Origin of the sequence: Aequorivita iocasae, assembly GCF_016757735.1 — a bacterium.
Taxonomy (GTDB): domain Bacteria; phylum Bacteroidota; class Bacteroidia; order Flavobacteriales; family Flavobacteriaceae; genus Aequorivita; species Aequorivita iocasae.
Genome location: NZ_CP068439.1, coordinates 2,651,487 through 2,668,153, shown reverse-complemented (window position 1 = coordinate 2,668,153; position 16,667 = coordinate 2,651,487). Strand labels below are relative to the sequence as shown.

The 16,667-nt window shown below is 38.0% G+C and carries 17 protein-coding genes; 5 read left to right on the top strand and 12 right to left on the bottom strand.

Annotation, left to right across the window (positions count from 1 at the left end):
* Positions 1–28: 28 nt before the first annotated feature.
* From mscL to lon, 4 genes are all read right to left on the bottom strand, one after another.
* Positions 29–454 carry a large-conductance mechanosensitive channel protein MscL gene (gene mscL / locus JK629_RS12265; protein WP_202335909.1) on the bottom strand — a complete coding sequence of 142 codons (426 nt, stop codon included), beginning with the start codon at positions 452–454 and terminating at the stop codon, positions 29–31.
* Positions 455–509: 55 nt separating this feature from the next.
* The gene (cmk, locus tag JK629_RS12260) at positions 510–1,205 is read right to left on the bottom strand and encodes a (d)CMP kinase (RefSeq protein ID WP_202335908.1); all 696 of its coding nucleotides are present in this window, start codon (positions 1,203–1,205) and stop codon (positions 510–512) included.
* Positions 1,205–2,224 (bottom strand): type IX secretion system protein PorQ, encoded by a 1,020-nt coding sequence (porQ, locus tag JK629_RS12255; protein ID WP_202335907.1) that lies wholly within the window; start codon positions 2,222–2,224, stop codon positions 1,205–1,207. The genes cmk and porQ overlap by 1 nt, the downstream gene beginning before the upstream one ends.
* 133 nt (positions 2,225–2,357) lie before the next feature.
* Complete coding sequence (lon, locus tag JK629_RS12250) at positions 2,358–4,808, bottom strand: endopeptidase La (protein WP_202335906.1); 2,451 nt, start codon at positions 4,806–4,808, stop codon at positions 2,358–2,360.
* Positions 4,809–5,032: 224 nt separating this feature from the next.
* Here lon and JK629_RS12245 point away from each other — a divergent pair, with 224 nt between their 5' ends.
* On the top strand, positions 5,033–5,761 hold the full coding sequence (locus JK629_RS12245; RefSeq protein ID WP_202335905.1) for a head GIN domain-containing protein: 729 nt from the start codon (positions 5,033–5,035) through the stop codon (positions 5,759–5,761).
* A 73-nt stretch (positions 5,762–5,834) separates the two neighbouring features.
* Here the strand turns inward: JK629_RS12245 and JK629_RS12240 are convergent, their stop codons facing one another.
* The 3 genes from JK629_RS12240 to JK629_RS12230 form a co-directional block, all read right to left on the bottom strand.
* On the bottom strand, positions 5,835–7,229 hold the full coding sequence (locus JK629_RS12240) for a DUF6252 family protein (protein ID WP_202335904.1): 1,395 nt from the start codon (positions 7,227–7,229) through the stop codon (positions 5,835–5,837).
* 47 nt (positions 7,230–7,276) lie between these two features.
* Entirely contained in the window at positions 7,277–8,596 is a 1,320-nt protein-coding gene (locus JK629_RS12235; protein ID WP_202335903.1) for an MFS transporter, read from the bottom strand.
* An 80-nt stretch (positions 8,597–8,676) separates the two neighbouring features.
* Positions 8,677–9,495 carry a M48 family metallopeptidase gene (locus tag JK629_RS12230; protein ID WP_202335902.1) on the bottom strand — a complete coding sequence of 273 codons (819 nt, stop codon included), beginning with the start codon at positions 9,493–9,495 and terminating at the stop codon, positions 8,677–8,679.
* Positions 9,496–9,718: 223 nt separating this feature from the next.
* On the opposite strand from JK629_RS12230, the gene JK629_RS12225 reads away from it, so the two are divergent.
* The 4 genes from JK629_RS12225 (at position 9,719) to lpdA (ending at position 13,280) form a co-directional block, all read left to right on the top strand.
* Positions 9,719–10,255 (top strand): collagen-like protein, encoded by a 537-nt coding sequence (locus JK629_RS12225; RefSeq protein WP_202335901.1) that lies wholly within the window; start codon positions 9,719–9,721, stop codon positions 10,253–10,255.
* A gap of 89 nt (positions 10,256–10,344) precedes the next feature.
* A complete protein-coding gene (gene msrB / locus JK629_RS12220) occupies positions 10,345–10,839 on the top strand; it encodes a peptide-methionine (R)-S-oxide reductase MsrB (RefSeq protein ID WP_202335900.1) in 495 nt (164 codons plus the stop codon).
* Positions 10,823–11,227 (top strand): peptide-methionine (R)-S-oxide reductase MsrB, encoded by a 405-nt coding sequence (gene msrB, locus JK629_RS12215; protein ID WP_202335899.1) that lies wholly within the window; start codon positions 10,823–10,825, stop codon positions 11,225–11,227. The genes msrB (JK629_RS12220) and msrB (JK629_RS12215) overlap by 17 nt, the downstream gene beginning before the upstream one ends.
* 676 nt (positions 11,228–11,903) lie before the next feature.
* Entirely contained in the window at positions 11,904–13,280 is a 1,377-nt protein-coding gene (gene lpdA, locus JK629_RS12210; protein ID WP_202335898.1) for a dihydrolipoyl dehydrogenase, read from the top strand.
* Positions 13,281–13,379: 99 nt separating this feature from the next.
* Here the strand turns inward: lpdA and aroQ are convergent, their stop codons facing one another.
* From aroQ to JK629_RS12185, 5 genes are all read right to left on the bottom strand, one after another.
* Positions 13,380–13,796 carry a type II 3-dehydroquinate dehydratase gene (gene aroQ / locus JK629_RS12205; RefSeq protein WP_202335897.1) on the bottom strand — a complete coding sequence of 139 codons (417 nt, stop codon included), beginning with the start codon at positions 13,794–13,796 and terminating at the stop codon, positions 13,380–13,382.
* A 73-nt stretch (positions 13,797–13,869) separates the two neighbouring features.
* Positions 13,870–14,457, bottom strand: a complete 588-nt coding sequence (locus JK629_RS12200; RefSeq protein ID WP_202335896.1) for an outer membrane beta-barrel protein — start codon at positions 14,455–14,457, stop codon at positions 13,870–13,872.
* 84 nt (positions 14,458–14,541) lie between these two features.
* Positions 14,542–15,189 (bottom strand): porin family protein, encoded by a 648-nt coding sequence (locus JK629_RS12195; RefSeq protein ID WP_202335895.1) that lies wholly within the window; start codon positions 15,187–15,189, stop codon positions 14,542–14,544.
* 122 nt (positions 15,190–15,311) lie between these two features.
* On the bottom strand, positions 15,312–15,899 hold the full coding sequence (locus tag JK629_RS12190) for a porin family protein (protein ID WP_202335894.1): 588 nt from the start codon (positions 15,897–15,899) through the stop codon (positions 15,312–15,314).
* 149 nt (positions 15,900–16,048) lie between these two features.
* The gene (locus tag JK629_RS12185) at positions 16,049–16,594 is read right to left on the bottom strand and encodes a porin family protein (protein WP_202335893.1); all 546 of its coding nucleotides are present in this window, start codon (positions 16,592–16,594) and stop codon (positions 16,049–16,051) included.
* Positions 16,595–16,667: the final 73 nt, after the last annotated feature.

The following is a 16,667-nucleotide window of genomic DNA, read 5'->3' as shown; positions in this document are numbered from 1 at the left end:
TTTTTCTCTAATTTTATTTAGAAATTTCTTACTTTTTTTTAAGTAAAGCATTCTGTTCTTCCATCAATTTTTTGATATTTGAAAGAAGTTGGATGTCTTTGGGCGTTTCAACAGATTTATCCTTAGGGTCTTCCGCTTTTTTCTTGAAGCGATTGATAGACTTAATGACGACAAATATGGTAAATGCAATGATGAAAAAGTCAATCAATACTTCCATCAGTTCCCCATAACCAATAGCAATTTCTTCTGATGTGCCGCTTGCAGGGCGCAGAACGTATTTTTTGTTGGCAAGATTTACTCCATCGGTAAGCAATGACAGCGGGGGCATTACTATTTTTTTTACGATTGTGCTTATTACATTATTGAAGGCGGTGCCAATAACAATACCTACCGCCATATCAATCATATTGCCTTTTATGGCGAAATTTTTAAATTCCTGAAAAAATGAAGCCATTGTATATCAGTTTGAATTATAGCTTAATAAAAAAGATTCTAGAAATATAAAGAAATTATATGCGACCCGCAATTCGGTCTTTAGCAAGCTGAAGTACAGTGTGGAACTGATCTTGCAGATTCATTTCAGAATTATCAATCACTATGGCATCTTTGGCCTGTAGCAATGGAGAGTCAGCTCTTGTAGTATCTATATGGTCGCGCTCCTGAATATTCTTCAAAACCTCGTCTAAATGAATTTTTTCGCCTCGTGCCAAAAGCTCTTTGTATCTTCTTTGCGCGCGCTCTTCAGCAGAAGCATTCATGAAAATTTTTAATTCCGCACGCGGAAATACTACGGTGCCAATATCTCTTCCATCCATTACCACACCTTTTTCCAAACCCATTTGTTGCTGTTGGGCAACCAACTTTGCACGTACTTCATGGATTGTTGCTATCGGACTTACAAATTCTGAAACCTCAAGGTTCCTTATTTTGTCTTCTACGTCCTTTCCGTTCAAAAAGATATGTGCCTTGTTCCAAGCTGCTTCTTTGTGAAATTTTAAATGAATTTCGGAAAGCGACTTTTTTAGTTTTTCAACATCAAAATGCTTTTTTGAGATAATACCTTTTTGCATGGCATATAGCGTTACTGCCCGGTACATAGCCCCACTATCAACATAAACATAGCCTAGATGATCTGCCAATTGTTTGGCAACCGTACTTTTTCCGGTAGAGGAGTATCCGTCTATGGCAATAGTAATTTTTTGCATTACTGTAAGTCTATATTTAGTCCGAAAAAGCTTGAGGAAGCTGCGGTACTATATTTTGAATAGGAATAGCTCAATCTCAATTTATTCAATTTAATTGCGAATCCTGCACTTAACCCTGCAAATGCACGCTTTTCTGCTATTCGCAATTCTTCACCTCTTCTAAAATTATATCCCAAACGAATATTGAACCCGCTTTCGGGAAAAACTTCAATACCCGCAATCATATGCCGAAAAGCATTATCGATAAAATTAATGTTTTCCTTTTGGGTATTTCCCTCCAAGTCGGTTTCTTCTCTGGAAGGATTAGAAAATGCTATATTCCATTGCTGCATATTTTCCATAGTGAAGTGCCAGCGAATAGGCACATTCTGAAGGGTCTGAGAAATTCCAAAAATAAGTTCGAAAGGAAGGGGCTCATATTCTTCGTGATAGGGCGTAAACTGTGTTCCAAGATTTCTTGCAACTCCTGTAATATGAAGGTCCCAATCTTCGTAAACGTACATAAGGCCAATATCCAGTGCTCCTCCAAAAGAAGAATAATTTTCCAAAGTTGAAGAAATCAGTTTCACATTTACACCTACGTGGAAATTTGTAAAAGCAATGTTTCGGGCATGACCCAAGGAAAGTGCTACTTCCCCACCACTGAAACTATTCGTCGGGTTTCCAAGTTCATCATACCCATCAAACTTCCCATAATTCACATAAGTAACTCCAGCGTGCAATACCTGTGTTCTTCTATCCCATAGATAAGCATAGGTGGCAGTACCATAATTTACATCACCAATATAATTTGTGTAGTTCAAAGAAAGTTGGTTATCCATTGCTGGATTAATACTGGCTGGATTTAACAAAGGCTGGGTGGGGTCATAATCATAGTTTGTTACTACTTTTCCCCCTAACGCAGCCATCCGTGGGCTATTTACTAGGTTTAAAAATTGATAAGTTGCCCTACCTCCTATCTGAGCCGCCAAAAGCTGAGATATTAATAAGGAAACAACTAAGAAAACCTTTTGGGTCATAGACGTGAGTTACCGTAACTAAAAACTAAACGAATGCAAGTATAATTTATTTTTACAAAGGAAAGAAATGATTGATGATTAATGCATAGTCGCTGATAACAAATATACATTAATCATCTATTCTGGATACGGTTTAAAGTTTTTTAGCATTCTTGACCTTTTCTTTGGTCAGCGCTAATTCCAATACATCACTCATATCTTTTACATAATGGAAAGTCAGTCCTTTTAAATATTCAGGTTTTATCTCATCTATATCGCTCTTGTTGTCTTCACAAAGTAGAATTTCCTTAATACGTGCTCGTTTTGCAGCAAGAATCTTTTCCTTTATTCCTCCCACGGGCAGTACTTTTCCTCGAAGTGTAATCTCACCGGTCATAGCGATGGATTTTTTCACTTTTCTTTGTGTAAAAAGAGATACTAATGAAGTAAGCATCGTTATTCCTGCACTTGGCCCATCTTTGGGTGTTGCGCCTTCAGGCACGTGAATGTGAACGTTATAACTGTCAAAAATATCTGGATTAATACCCAACTTTTCAGCATTGGATTTAATATATTCCAAAGCGATAGTGGCAGATTCCTTCATTACCTTACCAAGGTTTCCAGTCATATTCAATGTTCCTTTTCCTTTGGAAAGTGTTGATTCAATAAAAAGGATATCTCCGCCAACTTTAGTCCATGCAAGTCCGGTTACTACACCAGCCACATCATTATTTTCATATTTGTTACGTTCTAATTTGGGAGCGCCCAACACCTCGATGATTATATCATTGGTTACTTTAACTTCGTATTCTTCTTCCATTGCAATTTTCATTGCTGCGTAACGAACCATTTTGGCAATTTGCTTTTCCAGACCACGAACCCCGCTTTCACGCGTATAGCCTTCGACTATTTTCTCTAACTGCGGTTTTCCAATTTTCAAAGCCTCACTATCCATTCCGTGCTCCTTTAATTGCTTCGGAAGTAAGTGGCGTTTTGCAATTTCTACCTTTTCCTCAATAGTGTAACCCGTAACATTTATAATTTCCATGCGGTCGCGCAATGCCGGCTGAATGGTGCTCAAACTGTTTGAAGTAGCGATGAACATTACTTTGGAAAGGTCGTAACCCAACTCCAAAAAGTTATCATAAAAGGCATTGTTTTGCTCTGGGTCAAGTACTTCTAGCATTGCCGAGGAAGGATCTCCCTGGTTGCTTGCTGAAATTTTGTCAATCTCATCCAAAACAAAAACAGGATTGCTTGTTTCCGCTTTTTTTATGCTTTGTATAATGCGTCCTGGCATGGCGCCTATATAGGTTTTTCTGTGTCCTCTTATTTCAGCTTCATCGCGAAGTCCACCCAAACTCATCCTCACATATTTTCTGCCCAGGGCTTCCGCGATGGATTTTCCTAAAGAGGTTTTTCCAACTCCGGGAGGGCCATACAGACAAAGTATGGGTGATTTCATATCATTTCGAAGTTTCAGGACAGCCAAATATTCTATGATCCGTTTTTTAACATCATCGAGTCCATAATGATCGCGGTCCAAAATTTTTCGCGCGCGCTTTAAATCAAATTTATCCTTACTGTATTTGTTCCACGGAAGATCTAACAGCAAATCCAAATAATTTCTTTGGATACTGAATTCTGCAACCTGTGGATTCATGCGCTGCATTTTTGAAAGCTCTTTCTGAAAATGTTTTTCTACATCCTTGCCCCACTTCTTTTTGGTGGCACGTTCGCGCATCTCCTCTATTTCTTCCTCCATAGAAGATCCTCCTAGTTCCTCTTGAATGGTCTTCATTTGTTGCTGAAGAAAATATTCGCGTTGCTGCTGGTTAATATCACTTTGAACCTTGGATTGAATGTCATTTCGAAGTGAAAGCTTTTGAATCTCCATATTCATATACCGAAGCGTTTCCAGTGCACGATCTTTCAAATTGTTTATTTCCAGAAGTGTTTGCTTTTCTTCAACAGCGATGTTCAAATTTGAAGAAACGAAATTCACTAGAAAACTAGAGCTTTCAATATTTTTTATTGCAAAAGCAGCTTCCGAGGGAATATTTGGGCTTTCCTTAATAATCTTTAAGGCCATTTCCTTTATGGAGTCTATTATAGCTTTAAACTCTTCACTTTCTTTTTCAGGTCGGGCTTCGGCAACTTCAGTAATGGTTGCCGTCATATATGGGCTTGTCGTGAGAATTTCAGCAACCTCAAAACGTTTTTTTCCTTGAATGATTACTGTAGTATTGCCGTCGGGCATTTTTAAAACACGAAGTATTTGTGCTACCGTACCTATGGTATTGATATCTGCAATGCCTGGCTCTTCCTCGTTTTCGTCTTTTTGGGAAACTACACCTATTACCTTGTTTCCTTTATTGGTTTCGTTAATAAGCTTTATGGATTTGTCACGTCCCGCAGTAATTGGAATCACAACACCCGGAAATAATACTGTATTTCGCAAGGGCAAAATGGGCAGTATTTCCGGAAGATCTTCCTTGTGCATTGCATCTTCATCTTCTGCAGACATGAGAGGGATAAACTCTGCGTCTTCCTTTAAATCTTGAAATGACAACTTGTCTAATGATGTAAGTTTTGAATGGGCCATATATATATTTAGGACATTGTGTCACAAATGTAATGAGCACAATGTATTATTGATTAATATTTAAGATTTTCTTATTAAAATACCTCTGATTTTCAACTGTATCAAAGGTTCTCTTTTTTGTATTTCAAGAGTTATGCCATCTATAATTCTATTTTATTCTGAAGTGTAACATTCGGGTGAAAAGGAAGTCTTTTATATTAAGTAACCAATTTAATTATATAATTATGACACCATTATTTAAAATTTTTATTGCACTGACGGTATTTTTATCAGCAAATATTGAGTTTTCAGCCCAAAACCGAAATCTCAACAATAAAAAAGAAAATGTAATAACAAAAACAGTTAAGACCGAACCCTATAATATCATCCAGGTCTCGGGGCCTATGGATGTTTATCTAGAAAAAGGAACTGAAGGCAATATAGAAGTTACAGCCCAAGCGAATGTACAGGACAAGATTGTTGTGAAATCTGATGGGGAAACTCTTACCATTTCCATGGTCAACAATGTTACCTTACATAATTTTAAAAAAATTAAGATTACCATTCCATTTGAAGATATTTCTGAAATATCGATGCGAGGTTCGGGCGTGGTTGAAAGTAATGATGTGCTGGAAGGAAACGCGCTCTCACTAAATTTACTGGGTTCTGGTTCAATAAATGTGAAAGTAGAATCAAATGCAATGGATGCAAAGGTGCACGGTTCAGGTGAAATTCAGGTTTCAGGAAGAGTAAAAGATATGGAGGTTAAAACAACCGGCAGCGGAAATTTTTCAGGCAAGGAACTTGTAGCTGAAAATGCACAAATTTATCTTTCTGGGTCGGGAGATGTCACGGTTTTTGCCAAGAGCAGTTTGAAAGCAAGAATACAAGGTTCAGGCACCATCTATTATTTGGGCAATCCAAGTTCAAACGACGTAAAAGTAATAGGTTCTGGAAAGGTAAAATCCCTGTAACAAATTGTTAGAAAAATGAAAAGCCGTTTTTGGAATTCCAAAAACGGCTTTTTATTTGTATAAATTTCTACTCTTATGGAAGAACCACTAAGAAAGATCCGCCAGTTATTTGATAAACAGTAGGATCTTGACCGGTTGCATCTATTGCGGTAAAGTTAAAAATTCCTTCAATAATACCATTAGCAATATCATAATTTGTAATTGTAATTATACCAGGATTAGACACATAGGTTATTGAAGTTCCCACCAATGGTGTGTATGTTGCTACTATTTCATCCCCGTCAATTACTTCTGTGCCCATTTCAAAAGTATCTTCAGTAACAGTCGCCGGAAAGGTTAATTCCATTTTTTTATCACCGATAGTAGTTGTAATGGTAATGCGTGGATATTGATTTACCACTGAGGTTGTAATTTCAATATTGTCTGGGGTATAGCCCGTTCCGTCCACGTTTGCCGTAAACATATTATTTGCTCCCGGGACGCCCTCAAAGTACACTGTAAAACTTCCCTCTGTAACATCTACAACATCCGGAAGTTGATTTAATGGATCTGTACCGGTAAATGAAAAGGACGCCTTTAGAATTCCAGCCTCCAAATCAAATTCTGAAATTGTTATAGTCCCAGGATTTGAAGTAAGGTTTTCGGCACCTCCGCCTGCATTGTAAAGTGCTATCAATTTTGTTCCGTCTGAGATGTTAACCATATCAAAGGTTCCCACGCCCAATGAACGCGGTACATCTATGCGCATCATTTCACCAAGTTGTGATTTCGCTTCAATTTTTATCATGTGTACTTCACTCACCATCGGTTCGGTAACCGTAATTGTATCAGCAATAAAATCAACGCCATCAACTTTTGCAAAAAATTCATCATTAGGGTTGCCTGTGCCGCCACCTCCGCCAGTGTCGTCTATTACGTATTCTATACCATTGAAAGCTCCGTTGGAAATTTCAATATTTTCCAAAATAGGATCACCGTTTCCATCGAGTATGGGGTTTCCATCGCCATCTACTTTTATGCGAAAGCCTACAAAACTAAAAGTTCCCGTAATGGTATTAGTACTGGCGTCAAGTTCCGTAATATTCATAAGGCCGTAACCGCCCAATGCATCTGCCGAAATATAGGGAAGCACGTTTGCCGATCCATCAAAATAGCTGCCGCTATTTTCATTGGTACCGCCTAAAGTTAAATTGAAGCTACCTACAGCTGCATTTGCTATCGTAAGAACAATACTTTCCCCTCCCGGTTTAGTGCCTGTTATAACAAGTTCATTATCGGTGGTAAGGGTTGCTGATACTGTATTTGCAATAAATTGCTGACCTTCAATCTGCGCTCTAAACTGGCCTTCTTCAGCATCGTTTTGCTCTTCTTGTACAAATTCGCCTGTGAGGGGCTCGTTTTCACAGGAAAAAAATTGAAATGCCAAAAAAACCAATAGCATTCCCTTCAATAAATACATTTTCTTCATAAATAAGTAGTTTGTAGGTAATAAACGCAAACTTAAACAAAAATTGTTTAATGGTTTTTATTTCTTGGCACTCTTAATAGTAAAAATACCCCAGCCATAAAAAATAGAACCAAAAATAATATTGAATTGCGCATACTTCCTGTTATCTGGTCAATAAATCCATAAATAAGCATTCCTATAACAATCCCTATTTTTTCCGCAACATCGTAAAAGCTAAAATAGGAAGTAGTGTCTTTCGTTTCGGGCAAGAATTTTGAGTAGGTAGATCTAGAAAGGGACTGTATTCCACCCATAACCAAGCCAACCACTCCTGCCGTAATATAAAATTCAAGCGGCTCTTGGATGAAAAATGCCACCACGCAAATACCTACCCAAATAATATTGATAACAACAAGTACCGGAATATTGCCAAATTTCTCTGATGCTCTGGAAGTTAAAATTGCACCACCCACCGCCACCAATTGAATAATTAGAATACTTATAATTAATCCCATTGTCTTTGCATTGTCAGCGCCCCAAGCAATTTCCTGTTCACCAAAGTAAGTAGCCACAAGCATCACAGTTTGTACGGCCATACTGTACACAAAGAACGCAGCCAAATATCTTTTAAGTTGGATGTTTTCGGAAAGCGAGCCATAAACGCTTTTCAATTCCTTAAAACCGTTCAAAAGTATTTTTGTACTAACTCGTTTTCCGCTTTTGTTTCCCTTCGGAAGAAAATAAAAGGAATATTGGCTAAATAGAATCCACCAAACCCCTACGGTAACAAAAGACCAGCGCATCGCTTTCATACTTGCTTCTCCCCCTTCCCCAAAACCGAAAGCTTCAGGAAACATGACCATTCCCAAATTGAAAAGCAGCAGTACAACACTTCCTATATATCCTAATGAATAGCCACGTGCACTTACCCTGTCCTGCTGTTCGGGAAAGGCAACATCCGGAAGATACGAATTATAGAAAACGAGACTTCCCCAAAAACCAATCAATCCACCAAAATAAAAAAGAAGACTAATATGAATGCTCTCAATACTGAAAAAGTAAAGCCCCATGCAGGAAATAGCGCCCAGATAACAGAAGAACTTCATAAAATTCTTTTTGTTCCCAACATAATCGGCAATACCTGAAAGCAGCGGTGAAATAATTGCAACTACTAAAAAGGCTGCAGCGGTAGTATAACTGATTAGCGGTGTACTCCTGATCGCTCCTCCAAAAATAGAGACCGTGCTAACTCCCGCTGATTTAAAAAGCGTTTGATAAAAAATGGGAAAGATAGCCGAGGCGATTACAAGACTATAAACAGAATTTGCCCAATCATAAAAAGCCCAGGCGTTTAGCAGTCTTTTACTTCCTTTGGGTAAGTTGGGCATCTTATTTTTAAATTTTTGACGCCACTAATCTAATAAAAAATCCCGCGTGGAGCGGGATTTTAAAATTTATGTATCCAAATTTATCTTTTAAAAGAAGTAACACCAAATTTTCTTGCCTCTGCCTTTGCTTCTGGCACCCAAGCTTGGATGTTCTGAATTCTTGTACTGCTGGATGGGTGAGTACTTAAAAATTCTGGCGGTGTTCCTTGCTCCTGTGCCTGCATACGCTGCCATAGTTCTGCAGCAACGCTTGGTTCGTATCCGGCTATGGCCATCAAAATTAATCCAATATGGTCGGCCTCTGTTTCGTGGCTTCTACTAAAAGGCAACATTACTCCCAGATTTGAGCCCAATCCATAAGCGGTATTAAAAATTTGAGCATTTTCTGGGTTATTTGCCAAAGCTATGTTTCCGGCTACCGCACCCAATTGTTGCAATTGTCCAGCACTCATACGTTGCTGTCCATGGTTGGCAAGGGCATGGGCAACCTCGTGGCCCATTACTGCAGCTAATCCTGCTTCATCTTTGGTTATTGGCAATATGCCTGTGTATACTACAATTTTTCCGCCAGGCATACACCAAGCATTCACTTCGGGACTATCAATTAAGTTATACTCCCAACGATAATCTGATAAATAACCTGCGTAACCGTTTGCATTTAGATATCTTTCTGCTGCGGCGGCAATTTTTTGCCCTACATTTTTCACCATTCGGGCATTAGCGGTATTGGTCACAACTTTATGCTCAGTCAAAAATTCCTGATATTGTTGAAACGCCATTGGTAAAATCTGTGAATTGGGAACTAAAGCCAAAGTTTGTTTTCCCGTAAAAGGATTGGTGCTACAGGCTACAACTAGTGTTCCCAAAAATAATATGGATAATGATTTTAAAACTTTCATATAGCGATGATGGTTTTGATTTAACGTTAAAACTAGGAATATAAATTGTAGTATGGTATTAAAATTATTGTAAAATTAATTTTTCAACTATTATTCCAAAATTTTCTAAACTTTAATGTTTTCTTAATAGTGAAGTGTTCTGGAAGCCTTTAAATTTATAGCCTTTTAAAAGTTGGAACGACTTTTGAACAGCCTAAACCTATAATCTTTAAAATTACTTATTATGAAAAACATACTTCTTTTTTTGGCCCTTTCATCAACCATTTTATTTACTTCCTGCGAAGGTGACCCAGGACCTCCGGGTGAACCGGGTGGTTTGGTGTATGCTCAGGTTTTTGAAGCAAATGTTGATTTTAATTATATTCCTTCCGAGAATATTTATGAAACATCATTTATTCAATTTCCTTTTGAAGTTTTTGAAAGTGATGTAGTCTTAGCTTATAGATATGAAGGACGTGGCGATATTGGAAATGGCGAAACGGCTGATATATGGACACAGCTTCCGCAAAGCGTTTTTTACCTTGATGATACTGGTGATGTGTACCAATATAACTTCAATCATACATTTGTTGACATCCAGTTTACTATTGAAGGAAATTTCGATCTTACTAATATTGGAGACAATCCCGATCCCACCACAAATCAAATATTTAGAATAGCCGTGGTGCCTGCAGAATTTGCAAAAACAAATCCTTCAATGGACGATCTTTTGGAAGTAATGCAAACCGATGGCTCACAAATTGAAAAAATAGAACTTTAGTATCAAAGTCTTTGTAAACTGTAAGTATTCATTGTTTCCAAAGACAAAGTTGCATATCTAAACATTTCTTAAAAATCAATTTTATATCTATGAAGTCATTCAGTCTATTATGTATCAGTCTATTGTTTTTTAGCTGCAATTCCCCTGCACAAAAAGGCAAGACTCCCGAAAAAGAAACCTTTACCGTAAACAAAACCGATGCCGAATGGAAAGCCCAGCTTTCACCGGAAGAATATAGGGTTTTGCGCCACGAAGGTACGGAACGTGCTTTTTCAAGTGAATTAAATGACAATCATAAAAAGGGCACATACGTTTGTGCAGGCTGTGGAACACCTGTTTTTGAAAGCGAACACAAGTTTGACAGCGGCACAGGTTGGCCCAGTTTTGACCGGGCCATTGAAGGAAACGTTGCCTATTCAACAGATAATAAATTGGGCTATACCCGCACCGAGGAACATTGCGCCGTTTGTGGCGGGCACCTAGGGCATGTTTTTGACGATGGCCCTGAAGAAACCACAGGTAAAAGACACTGTATAAATGGTGTGGCACTAAATTTTATTCCCGACAATGGAGAATCCAAATAAATACCCCGTAACAAAATCTGAAGCCGAATGGCGCGAGCAACTGGGCGAAAAAAGGTACCACATTCTTCGTGAAAAGGGAACAGAATTTCCACGCACTGGGGAGTATAACCTGCATTTTGAAAACGGCACCTATGTCTGCGGAGCTTGCCACACGCCGCTTTTTACAAGCGAAAGCAAGTTTGAAAGCAGTTGTGGATGGCCGTCTTTTGACGATTCTATAGAAGGTGCTGTAGAATATGTGAAAGATACATCACATGGCATGATGCGTACCGAAATTCTCTGCTCCAACTGTGGCAGCCATTTAGGACATATCTTTAATGATGGGCCTACGGAAACGGGACAACGGTATTGTGTAAATTCTCTTTCATTAGGGTTTAATAAGAAATAATATATTAGTTTTAGCTCAAGCTTTCCTTAGCTAATAAATAAAACATCAAATTCCATAAATTTAAACTTTTGGATTTTGATGTTTTTATAATGTTTGAAAGATCGATTTTCTCTAATTTGGCCTTTTTTCTGTCCATCACGACCCCACTCCGATTGATAGCGTTTATCCAATTTTTATTGGCAATCCTTCTATCCATAAACTTTTCTAAAACTTGGGAAAGCAGAAACTCGTGTGGCCATTCATCGACCTGGCGCTTTAAGACTCTATTATAAAGAGAGATTTATAGGCTTGATTAGGGAGCAGCAGTGAAGTATCTATGGGGTATAGTCGGCATGAAGACGGCATAGAATCGGCATAGAGTCGGCTTACAGTCGGCTTACAGTCGGCATACAAATTTCGAAGGTTTGAAATTTGACTTGATAGTGGAGAGACTTGACTATCAAATTTTAAATGTACGACATTCACATAGGGCTTTGCAAATTTTCATCAAAAAAATAAATGTAAGCTTTAATATTATGTTTAAACTTCCTGTAAAGCACTACTTTGATTACGGTTGGAGATTTTTACTCATCCTTAGCCCAGAAAATTTATTTGGAAATAGGAAATATGAATTGAGTAATTCCCTTGGTATTTCGTAAATTCGTTGCTTCAAAAGAAATACACTTAAAATTACATAATGAGTAAATACGACGTAATAGTTTTAGGAAGCGGCCCCGGCGGATATGTAACAGCCATACGGGCTTCACAATTAGGTTTAAAGACCGCCATTGTTGAAAAGGAAAGCCTTGGAGGCGTTTGTTTAAATTGGGGCTGTATTCCCACCAAAGCACTTTTAAAAAGTGCCCAAGTTTTTGAGTATCTAAAACACGCAGACAGTTACGGACTTACCGTAAAGGAGTTTGATAAAGATTTCGGAAAAGTAATTGAAAGAAGCCGTGGTGTTGCCGAAGGTATGAGCAAAGGCGTTCAGTTTTTAATGAAAAAAAACAAAATTGAAGTTATAAACGGCTTTGGAAAAATAAAACCCGGAAAAAAAGTTGACGTGGATGGAAAGGAATATTCCGCAGACCATATAATCATTGCCACCGGAGCCCGATCACGCGAATTGCCAAATCTAAAACAGGACGGCAAAAAGGTAATTGGTTATCGTGAGGCAATGACACTAAAGAAACAACCCAAAAGTATGATTGTTGTGGGCAGTGGCGCCATAGGCGTTGAGTTTGCCCATTTCTACAATTCTATGGGAACCGAAGTAACAATTGTTGAGTTTTTGCCAAATCTAGTTCCGCTGGAAGATGAAGACGTTTCAAAACAATTTGAGCGTTCTTTCAAAAAAGCGGGAATAAAAGTAATGACGAATTCTTCCGTAGAGAAATTGGATACCTCGGGAAAGCTGGTAAAAGCTACCGTAAAAACCTCCAAAGGGGAAGAAACCCTGGAAGCTGAAATCGTTCTTTCGGCAGTAGGAATTGCTTCAAACCTTGAAAATATTGGGCTTGAAGATGTTGGTATCGTTACCGATAAAGGAAAAATAATGGTTAATGATTGGTACCAAACCAACATTCCCGGTTATTACGCCATTGGCGATGTTGTGCCCGGTCCTGCCCTCGCCCACGTGGCCTCGGCAGAAGGCATTACCTGTGTTGAAAAAATTGCAGGCCTTCACGTAGAGCCTATTAATTACGGAAATATTCCAGGTTGTACCTATGCTTCGCCAGAAATTGCAAGCGTTGGTATGACCGAAAAACAAGCCAAGGATGCTGGGTACGAGCTGAAGGTTGGAAAATTTCCTTTCAGCGCAAGTGGGAAAGCAAGCGCCTCTGGTGAAAAGGACGGTTTTGTAAAAGTGATTTTTGATGCCAAATACGGGGAATGGTTAGGCTGCCACATGATTGGCGCCGGCGTTACCGATATGATCGCTGAGGCTGTTTTGGGAAGAAAACTGGAAACAACGGGCCACGAAGTGCTAAAAGCAATCCACCCACACCCAACGATGAGCGAAGCGGTAATGGAAGCTGTTGCGGATGCCTATGGTGAAGTGATTCACTTATAGATTTGAGTATTGAGTATTGAGACTCTATCGTGATTTAAAATAAAAAACCGCAATATTGCGGTTTTTTTATTCTCACTACTCAATTCTAAGTACTCAATACTATTTCATAAAACTCTGTAAAGCCAATTCATAACTCTGTAACCCGAAACCTACTATTACACCTTTGGCATTTGGGGAGATATAACTTTTATGCCTAAAATCTTCCCTTGAAAAAGTATTGGATATATGTACTTCCACAACGGGCGTGGTTATCGCCTTCACGGCATCGGCAACTCCTACGGATGTATGCGTATAGGCAGCGGCATTTAGAATAATACCGTCGTACGTATAACCTACTTCCTGTATTTTATCAATCAATTCCCCTTCAATGTTGGATTGAAAATAAGAGATTTCTTGGTTTGCATATCTTTTCTGTAGCTTTTCAAAAAAATCATTGAACGTTTCGTTGCCGTAAATATCGTTCTCGCGTTTACCGAGCAGGTTTAGGTTTGGGCCGTTTATTATGACGATTTTCATTTATTATTTTTTTTTAAAGAAAGAAACTTACCATTTCAAATATAGCGCTTTAAACAAAGAGTTTTGGTAAGACTTAAAAAAACCACCCGGCACCTATCATTATTGCCCCTTCATTTATATCATCGGAATAATCGGGATTCGTAAAAGCATACACTCCTTTTACGTTTAGGAACAAATTGATGGGAGTTGTGTATTGAAACCCAAACACACCAGCAAACTCAGGACTCTCACCTGTTGTTTCGCTATACGTGCCGTTTGAGCCTGTACTATAGCTAGCACTAAATGTAAGGTCAACCCCAAGTCGTGGTCCAAAAAGCAAACTAAACTTTTCATTGATTGCATAATTTGCATATACGGGAATTACAATATATACAGGAGAATTTCGCAGTAAAGCATTATCACTACCTTTTCTATACACTTTTACTTCCCGAAGCTGAAAAGTCAGTTCGGGTTGCAGTTTTAATTTTTCAGAAAAAGAAATTTTAAATGCTGCACCTACGGAAGGTCTTACGGAATAGTCATATTCCAAATCAGTATCATTGCCATTGGTTGCAAATGGGAACTCTACGGCAATTACAGGACCTACCTCAAACTTTTTTGTCTGGGCGATTAATGCGGTTGAGTAAATAAAGAATAGAATAAAAAGTAGGTTTAGTTTCATAGTGTGGTTTATGGGTCGCAAATATATCAAAATAAAAAAAGCAGGAATATAGATCCTGCTTTTATATATCGATATGATTCTAATCTAAAAAGAGAATCCCGCTGAAAGTTGCAATAGGCCATTGCGCTGTTTATAACCATCAATATCAAAAGATCCAAAATCGACATCGCCATCATCAGTAATATCTGTTAGACCAATCACATAGCGGGCACTGAAAAATACCCCGTTGTTCAATCGATAAGATGTACCCAATCCAAAGCCAATATCTAACGTATTATAAAAATCCTTTACATCTTCCTCCCCGGATATATCTCCTCTAAAGCCGGACTCCTCGTATTCATTTTTTGCAGAAACTAAAATTCCAAATTGTGGGCCCGCCTCCACACTCAAACCTTCAATAATATAATATTTCGCCATAATGGGAATATTTATATAATCCAATTTTAATTTTTCCTTCCCGATTACCAAACTATCTCCAAAACTGTTATCATATTCAGATTTTGCACCTTGTCCGGAATATAAAAGTTCAGGTTGAATGGAAAATTTTTCGGAAATGGGAATTTCAACCAAACCACCTATGTGAAAGCTTGTACGCCCATCATAATTATCTGTAAAGTCCCCGCCTACCGAGGCGAAATTCACACCAGCCTTTGCACCTATCCGCAATTCCTGGGATTGGGCATTGCTAATAGTCATTACGGCAATTGCCACAAAAAGTAAGAGTTTTTTCATAATTAAAGATTTTAAAGGTTATCTCATTAAAGATAGCTGAAATTTAAAAAAACAAACAAAACAGACCATAAATAAAAAAAGCAGGAACCTTGCCCTGCTTTTTAAAATGGAAAATTCGAAATTTAGAACGAGTAGCCAGCAGAAACCTGGAACACGTTGTTTTGGTTTTTTGCATTCGTATCAGGATTGTCATTTATGTCGGTCAATCCTTTGTTGTAACGCAAACTAAAGAAAACTCCCATTGGAAGTCTATAAGAGGCTCCAATACCAATACCAATATCTGTTGATTTATAAAATTCCTTAATATCTTCAGTTTCATCCCCATTATCAGCATCGGCTTTGACCAAAACTCCAATTACTGGACCTAATTCAGCGCTTAACCCCTGTATTATATGATATTTAGCTAAAATTGGCACATCGATATAGTCTAATTTAATATCGGTATCCCCAGAAGAAAAATCATAATTACTACCTTTTGCTGAATACAAAAGTTCTGGTTGAACGGAAAATTTTTCATTTATTGGTATTTCTACAAGAGCACCAACGTGAAATCCAGTCCGTGAACCGAAGCTGCCAATTCCGAACGTATCATCCCCTCCTATTGAAGCAACGTTAACACCGGCTTTAAAACCAATTCTAAACTCTCCTTGCGCATGTGAGTTCACAAATGCAAAAATTGCAAATGCTGTAAAAAGTAAAATTTTTTTCATAATTAAATTGTTTTAAAATGTTAGTTAATAAAGTCGAAGATAAAAAAAAATCACTTAATTGATTCAATATATTTTTTTAATAAAAAAATATACTAAAAAAGCCACCTAAATAGGTGGCTTAAATTTTCTAAATTTTAAAATATTTTTTTTTAAAGAAACGAATACCCCAATGCCACAGAGAAAACACTGTTTTTACTGTCGCTACCATCAACAACTTTGGTCAATCCAAAATTGTAGCGAGCATCCAAACGCACCCCAAAAGGAAAATCATACCCTGCCCCTACTATTCCAGAAACATCCGTTTTTTCGGCCTCTATTGATTCTTCAATATCACCAAATACTGTTTTTATTTCATCATCAACAATAAAACCAAACTGCGGCCCCGCTTGAATGTTTAGGCCTTGCACTAAATAGTATTTAAGTACCACAGGCACATTCACATATGTTAGGTCAAATTCACCAGCATCAAATTCAGCTCCTTGCTGGGAGTAGAGCAAATCAGCTTGAATACCCACTTTATCGGTAAACTTTATCCCTGCAAAAATACCTGCCTGAAAACCAGTTTTATTGGATAGTCCTGAAGCATCCGTGATATTTGCAAAGTTGGCCCCGGCTTTAATCCCTAAGTCAATTTCCTGTGAAAAAGTTGTGGTTCCAATAAATAATGTAATAACTGCTACAATTAAATTTCTCATAAATTTGGATTTTAAAGTTTTTATTAAAACACAAAGATACCTTTAATCTTATGCCCTAAAATACATTTAGTTT